The sequence below is a fragment of the Sphingomonas sp. FG14 genome, from assembly GCF_057809675.1.
The window spans coordinates 74,124-80,613 of the sequence record NZ_JBMDKK010000017.1 but is presented as its reverse complement, the minus strand read 5'-3'; the positions used below and the strand labels follow the sequence as shown (position 1 = coordinate 80,613).

General features: G+C 60.0%; 5 protein-coding genes. 4 read left to right on the top strand and 1 reads right to left on the bottom strand.

Features of this window, described 5'->3' with window-relative positions; translation table 11 throughout:
* Both ACODTA_RS25585 and ACODTA_RS25580 read left to right on the top strand, forming a co-directional pair.
* On the top strand, positions 1 to 801 hold an 801-nt coding region (locus ACODTA_RS25585; protein ID WP_489070010.1), incomplete at its 5' end, for an RHS repeat-associated core domain-containing protein.
* A 1,135-nt stretch (positions 802 to 1,936) separates the two neighbouring features.
* Positions 1,937 to 2,749, top strand: a complete 813-nt coding sequence (locus ACODTA_RS25580; protein ID WP_489070008.1) for a TorF family putative porin — start codon at positions 1,937 to 1,939, stop codon at positions 2,747 to 2,749.
* Between the two features lie 61 nt (positions 2,750 to 2,810).
* Here the strand turns inward: ACODTA_RS25580 and ACODTA_RS25575 are convergent, their stop codons facing one another.
* Positions 2,811 to 3,338, bottom strand: a complete 528-nt coding sequence (locus ACODTA_RS25575; protein WP_489070006.1) for a hypothetical protein — start codon at positions 3,336 to 3,338, stop codon at positions 2,811 to 2,813.
* A gap of 230 nt (positions 3,339 to 3,568) precedes the next feature.
* Here ACODTA_RS25575 and ACODTA_RS25570 point away from each other — a divergent pair, with 230 nt between their 5' ends.
* Together ACODTA_RS25570 and ACODTA_RS25565 are read left to right on the top strand one after the other, a co-directional pair.
* Positions 3,569 to 4,777, top strand: a complete 1,209-nt coding sequence (locus ACODTA_RS25570) for a dipeptidase (protein ID WP_489070004.1) — start codon at positions 3,569 to 3,571, stop codon at positions 4,775 to 4,777.
* Positions 4,778 to 4,931: 154 nt separating this feature from the next.
* Entirely contained in the window at positions 4,932 to 6,470 is a 1,539-nt protein-coding gene (locus ACODTA_RS25565; protein WP_489070002.1) for a serine hydrolase, read from the top strand.
* The last annotated feature ends 20 nt before the right edge of the window (positions 6,471 to 6,490 follow it).

Sequence of the window (6,490 nt, the reverse complement as noted above, 5' to 3'; positions counted from 1 at the left end):
TCCTTGCGGAGCCTGAATCAGATCGCGACGCTCACATCAATGGGTCCTGACCCTACGGGCAATGTAGGGCGGTTCCAATATACCGGCCAGGCCTGGCTGCCTGAACTCGGCATGCATTACTACAAGGCGCGTATCTACAATCCTAGCATCGGCCGGTTCATGCAGGCCGACCCGATCGGCTACGCAGCGGGCATGAACCTTTACGCGTATGTGACAGGGGATCCAGTCAATCTGATTGATCCATCTGGAATGGCATCCGATGATATTGTAGTGCGCGCTCGGAGATCTACCGAGAATATCGTGCGTGGCAGCTTGATCTTGGGACGCGGCAATGGCGGAAGGGGCGGGATAGGCCGCTATTTTAACGGTGTTGCTGGCGGAGGAGTTGGCAGCATTCTTCCGCAAGATGATTCGTCTGAATCGGAGGATGGAGATAGTGATGAAGATATCGTTGTAACTGCCTCTGTGTCAAAATCTCTTGTAGATTCTTATTTCTTCTTCAGGCCAGAGCAAAGGCGTAACCTCTATAGGAATCTCAAATCTTTGCTTGGTGGTAAATTTTCAGATAAACAAATAGAAAGTATATTGAGTGACGTCTTGGCTCAGAAGGCTACCACCCTCGCTGATCTGCAGGCTTTTTCTAAAATAAGGCCAGGGAGCGATGGATCTGTTGTCATATCTCCATCTCAGAAATCAATTCTTGATAGATTTGTTGCAAATCTTCCAAGGACTGCATTGAATGTAGACGCTGCAAATTACTACAGGGGTGGACTTTCGTCTCAGAGAATCAAAGTGAGGTAAGAATGAATAATAGAAAAGTGGCCACTAAAAATGGCAGAGCAGTCATTATATCTATTGTCATGCTAGCATCGTCTGCATCTATTGTGTTGGATGTGTTTTTGAAGCCGTATATATGGGATAATGCCAAGTATGAATATCTTACAAATAGCGTGGCATTTATTTCAAATATAAGTTACTTCCTGTTCCCTAATCAATTATTTTTTTATATAGATAATATTATTGGAAATGTACGAAATTCCTCGGCTATATGTTTTTTAATTTCTGCAATACTGTCTATCTGCGTATACAAATTTGTTAAAGTTGATAAGCTAGTTATGTTGATATTTGCGTATGCTGGTCTGTCGATCGTTGCATCTGTTTGTTTGTTTTGGATGTAATTGCCAGAATTTTATCGCGCGATGATCCGAGAAGTATCATCGTTACTTTAATACGTGCGCGAGATATTTCGAATGGCGTAGTGAGAGGAGTGGGTCCGAGACTGTGGTTGGAGCGCCATAATACGCTGCCGGCGTGGCGGGCAACGGGATAGGTGCATGGCTACACCACGTTCCATTTCCAAGTCGATGAGGTTCGCGTAACTCGGTGTTGAGTGACCCCGGGGGAGGGGGCGTTCAGGATCGGATAGTGCGAGGCTGCCGGCCTGGAGATGGCGAGCAATCCATTGCAGGTTAACCGCAGGTGGGATTTCCGATGTTCATTGGGCCAAAGTGCTTTCGGTAGGAAACGGTCCAGGGGCGTGCTGCGGCCAGTTTGGGTCTGCTGTGGGTCGCGATCAAAGTTAGGTCAAATTCGGCATGAAAACGCCAGAAATCCCAGCTTTTGCGCGACCCTTGGACAGGCCTTCGTAATGCGAGGGTCAGGTGTTCGAGTCACCTAAGCGGCACCACCTTTTTCCAAGCCTGTTTGGACAGAAAATCGGGCCAGCCCCCCGCGACATGGTCTCGCGGGCACGTGCAATCTTTGCACGCGCTGGCAATGCTTTGTCATGAACTGGCAAGACTGGCGAACATATCGCCCCATAACCTGACCTCCTCTGCGGGATGGTGCGCGGCTTCGCTTCTGGTGAAGTCCAGATGCATCACCCGCAGGGCGCAGGACGGAACAATCACCCAACGAAACAAAAAGGGGATTGTTCGTGAAGAAGTATCTCGTAGCCGCATGCGCGCTCTTGCTGCCGGTCGTGCCCGTCGCGGCGCAGGAAGAAGAGAAGAGCCCGATCACCGTTTCCGGATCGGTCGCGCTGGTCAGTGACTATCGTTTTCGCGGCGTTTCCCAGACCGATGAGGAAATGGCGATCCAGGGCGGCTTCACGGTGGCTCATGAATCCGGGATCTATGCCGGCACATGGGCATCGAACCTTGCCGGCTGGGGCACGTTCGGCGGCGCGAACATGGAACTGGACCTGTACGCGGGCTATAAATTCCCGATCGGCGCGGCGACGCTCGATGTCGGCCTGACCTGGTACATGTATCCCGGCGGCCTCGACACCACCGATTTCGCCGAGCCCTATGTCAAGCTCAGCACCACCGCGGGTCCGGTCTCGCTGCTGGCGGGCGTCGCCTATGCGCCCGCGCAAAAGGCGCTGGGCAACGTCAGCAACACGCCGGGCAGCCGCGCCGGCGACAAGGAGGACAATCTTTACCTCTGGGGCGATGTCTCCGGCGGAATCCCCGGAACGCCCGTGACGCTCAAAAGCCATCTCGGCTATTCGAGCGGCAATCCCGGGCTTGGGCCGAACGGCACCAGCCTGGCGCCCACCGGCAAATATTGGGACTGGATGCTGGGCGCCGATCTCGCCGTTGGGCCGGTGACGCTGGGTGTCGCCTATATCGACACGAGCATTTCGAACGCGGACCGCGCCTATATCCTGCCCAATTTCGCGAACACGAAGAATGGCGGGAATATCGGCGCCGCCAAGGTCGTCGGTTCGATCACCGCGGCCTTCTGACCGATCGGGCGCGGCAGGATATCTGCCGCGCCCGATCCTGTTTCGTCCCGGGTGCCGCCTGTTACTTGCGGTTCCCTTCCTTGGCCTTGTCCTTCTTCTCGACGGGCGGCGGCGCGATCGGCGCGATCTTGCACCCGGTTCCGCCGGCCAGCCCGCGCAGATAACCCCTGCGGGCGATGCCGGCGGCGACGGCTGCCTGCAGGCGGCGCTCGGCCGGCGCCGCGCCGCTGATCTCGCGCACCAGGCCACGGAACGGGATCAGCGAATTGACGATGGTCTTGCCCACGGCCTCCGCCACCTTGCCAGTGCGATTTTCGTTGGCTTCGGTGCCGACGGTGAAATCGTCCCCCAGCACGGCGTTCAATTCGCCCAGCGCCAGGTTGATCGGCCGACAACCGCGCGCCGGCGGCGCATAGGGATTCTGCACCGCCTTTTGCAGCACCTCCGGAATCTCGCCCTTTTCGATGCCGATATCGCGCACCGGCTGGCTGGCGATGTCTCCCGCCTTGTCGAGCGTGCTCGGCTTCTCCTGCGCCAGCGCCACGCTCGAGAACAGCAACGGCAAGACGGCGGTGGCGATGATCTTCATAGGTTTTTTCCCTTTCGGATACCCAACCCATGACAGGTGAGCTCGGTTCCCATCCGAAACGATTATGCCAAACCCTGCCGGATGCCTGTGCGGGATCGAATTGGCATAGTGGGCGAATTGATTGCTCCTGCATCCAAAACGCGCTTCCTGCGGACGCGGATTCGGGCCTATGATCCGGCGCTTGAAGGCGGGCCTGTCGGGGCACCGTATAGCCGGAGGGATTGAAGGGCATGGATCGGGAGCAAGGGCTGGACACGGGCGCGGGGATCAAGCGCCGGGCGTTCATGGGCAAGGCGGCCGGGGCGATGGTCGCGGCGCTGGCCGGAAGCGGGATCGCGGGCGGCGGTCAGGTGTTCGCGCAGTCCAGGCCGGCGCGCGTGCGCGGCAAGGTCGATATCCGGCGGATGACGATCGTCAACAGCCTGGGCGATCTGGACGACAGCTATGGCCCGCGCCCGCCCGAACTGGAGCGTGACAGCCGCGTGATGATCAGCCCGGGCGCGATCCGGGCGGGGCTGGATTCGGGGCTGACCGCGGTCAATATCACGCTGGATGCGGAGACATTCGAAAGCTGCGCCACGGCGATCGGCCGCTACGACAATTTCGTCCGCACCCATGCCGATACGCTCACGAAGATCTGGACGACGGCGGATATCCGCGCTGCGAAGGCGCGCAACCGGATCGGCCTGATCTATGGCGTGCAGAACACCACGATGCTCGGCGACAAGGCCGACAATGTCGACGTGTTCGCGGATCTGGGCCTGCGCATCGTCCAGCTCACCTATAACAGCCTGAACCGGGTGGGCGGCGGATCGATGGCGCCGGGCAATCCCGGCCTCACCGATTTCGGTCGCCAGGTCGTGGAGCGGCTGAACAATCGCCGCGTCGTGGTCGATCTTTCGCATAGCGGTCAACGCATCTGCCTGGATGCGGCGCGCTTTTCCAAGCAACCGATCGCGATCACGCATACCGGCTGCAAGGCGGTCGCCGATTCTCCCAGGAGCAAGACCGACGAGGAACTGCGCCTCGTCGCGGAACGCGGCGGCTATGTCGGCATCTATTGGGTGATGTATCTGGCGCGCGAAAAGGGCCGGGAAGCCGATATCGACGATGTCGTCGCGCATATCGAGCATGCCATCAAGGTGTGCGGAGAGGATCATGTCGGCATCGGCACCGATTATGGCGTGGCGCCGCTCAATCCCGACCGCGCGATCCAGTCGGCCCCCTGGGCGAAGATGGTTTCCGAACGCGCCAAGGCCGGCGTCGCGGCGCCCGGCGAATATCCCGATATCCTGCCTTATGCGCGGGGCCTGACCGGGCCTGGCCAGTTCCAGGCGCTGGCCGATCGCCTGGCCGCGCGCGGCCATCCGGTGGCGCGGATCGAGAAGATCCTGGGGCAGAATTTCATGCGCTATCTGGGCGATATCTGGGGCGCCTGACCGGTCGCGCTCCTTCGTCGTGGTTCGTCGGGTGGTTTTATGTAGATAGAATAATGGAGAAAAGTTTCCCAATTGGGACAAATTTGTCTCAATTGGGTTGCATTCTCGGGCTGCCTGGGTGATGTTGGCCGGTGAAAAGTGGGGGAGCCAAGACATGATCTCGATCGCGCGCCTGAAGCATATCGTCCTTTCGGCCACGGCGATCGGGTTGGTCGCGGCGGCCGTTCCGGCGCTCGCCCAGGGCGCTGCCCCTGTCGCGGCCACCGGTGCGCCCTCGACCGAGGCCGCGCTTGAAGGGCTCGATGCCTATATCGAAAAGGCGCGCGCGGACTGGCAGATGCCCGGCCTCTCCATCGTGATCGTGAAGGACGACAAGATCGTCTACGCCAAGGGCTTTGGCGTGCGCGAGCTGGGCAAGCCCGACAAGGTCGATGCCGACACCATCTTCGCGATGGGCTCCACAACCAAGGCGTTCACGGCGGCGGCGCTCGGCATGCTCGTCGACGAAAAAAAGATCGCCTGGGACGGATCGGTGCATGATTACATGCCGGCCTTCGAGATGGACGATCCCTATGTGACCCGCCACGCGACGGTGCGCGACCTGCTGTCGCACCGCACCGGCGTCGTCACCAACGGGCTGCTCTGGTACGGTTCGGGCTTCGATCGGAACGAGGTGATCCGCCGGATGCGCTTCCAGACCGAGTCGCTCGGCTTTCGTAACCAGTTCCAGTATCAGAACGAGATGTTCATCGCCGCGGGCGAGATCATTCCCGCCGTCACCGGCACCAGTTTCGACAAATTCATCACCGGCCGGATCTTCGAGCCGCTCGGCATGCGGCGCACCAATACCAGCGTCACCACGCTGAAGGGGCTGGACAATGTCGCCACCCCGCACGCCCCGTCCAACGGCAAGATGGTGCCGATCCCCTATCGCCTGATCGACAATGTCGGCGGCGCCGGCGTGATCAATTCCAGCGCGCGCGACATGGCGCAATGGGTGCGGCTGCAACTGGGCAGCGGCACGTTCGAGGGCAAGCAGTTGATCGCCCCGGCGACGCTCGCCGAAATGCATACGGGCCAGATCGTGCCGCGCGGCGGCGGCAGCGCGACGTTCAAGTTCAGCGAATATGGCCTGGGCTGGGGCGTGCAGGAGTTTCGCGGGCAGAAGGTGGTGCAGCATTCGGGCGGCATCGACGGGATGCAGACCGTGATCGGCCTGATCCCCGCGAAGAAGCTGGGCGTGATCGTGCTTGCCAACAGCATGCCCACCATGGTGACCAACGCGATCGAGATGCGGGTGTTCGATGCGTTCCTGGGCGCCCCCGCGACCGATTACAGCGCGATGATGCTCAAGGCGCGCGACGACGCCGCCAAGGCGGCGCGCGACAAGGCGGCGGCGGAACCCAAGCCGGCGGCCCTGCCACCCACGCTGCCGCTCGATCGCTATGCCGGCACCTATACCAACACGATGCTGGGCGACGTGACCGTCAAGCTGGTCGGCGGAAAGCTTGAGCTCGCCCGCCCGCTCGAAGCCGCGCCGCTGGAGCATGAAGGCAAGGACAGGTTCAAGGCGCAGTGGAAAAGCCTGGGGATGATCGCCGTGATGGGGCCAACGCCGGTCGGCTTCTCCTTTGGCGCGGACGGCCAGATCGCGTCGCTGGCGCTGGGCACCGATATCTTCAAGCGGAAATAGCCGATCCGGACCCCGAAGAG

Excerpts from the sequence above, each read along its gene's own strand:
- ACODTA_RS25575 (WP_489070006.1), bottom strand. The coding sequence starts at position 3,338 with ATGAAGATCATCGCCACCGCCGTCTTGCCGTTGCTGTTCTCGAGCGTG.
- ACODTA_RS25570 (WP_489070004.1), top strand. The coding sequence starts at position 3,569 with ATGGATCGGGAGCAAGGGCTGGACACGGGCGCGGGGATCAAGCGCCGG.
- ACODTA_RS25565 (WP_489070002.1), top strand. The coding sequence starts at position 4,932 with ATGATCTCGATCGCGCGCCTGAAGCATATCGTCCTTTCGGCCACGGCG.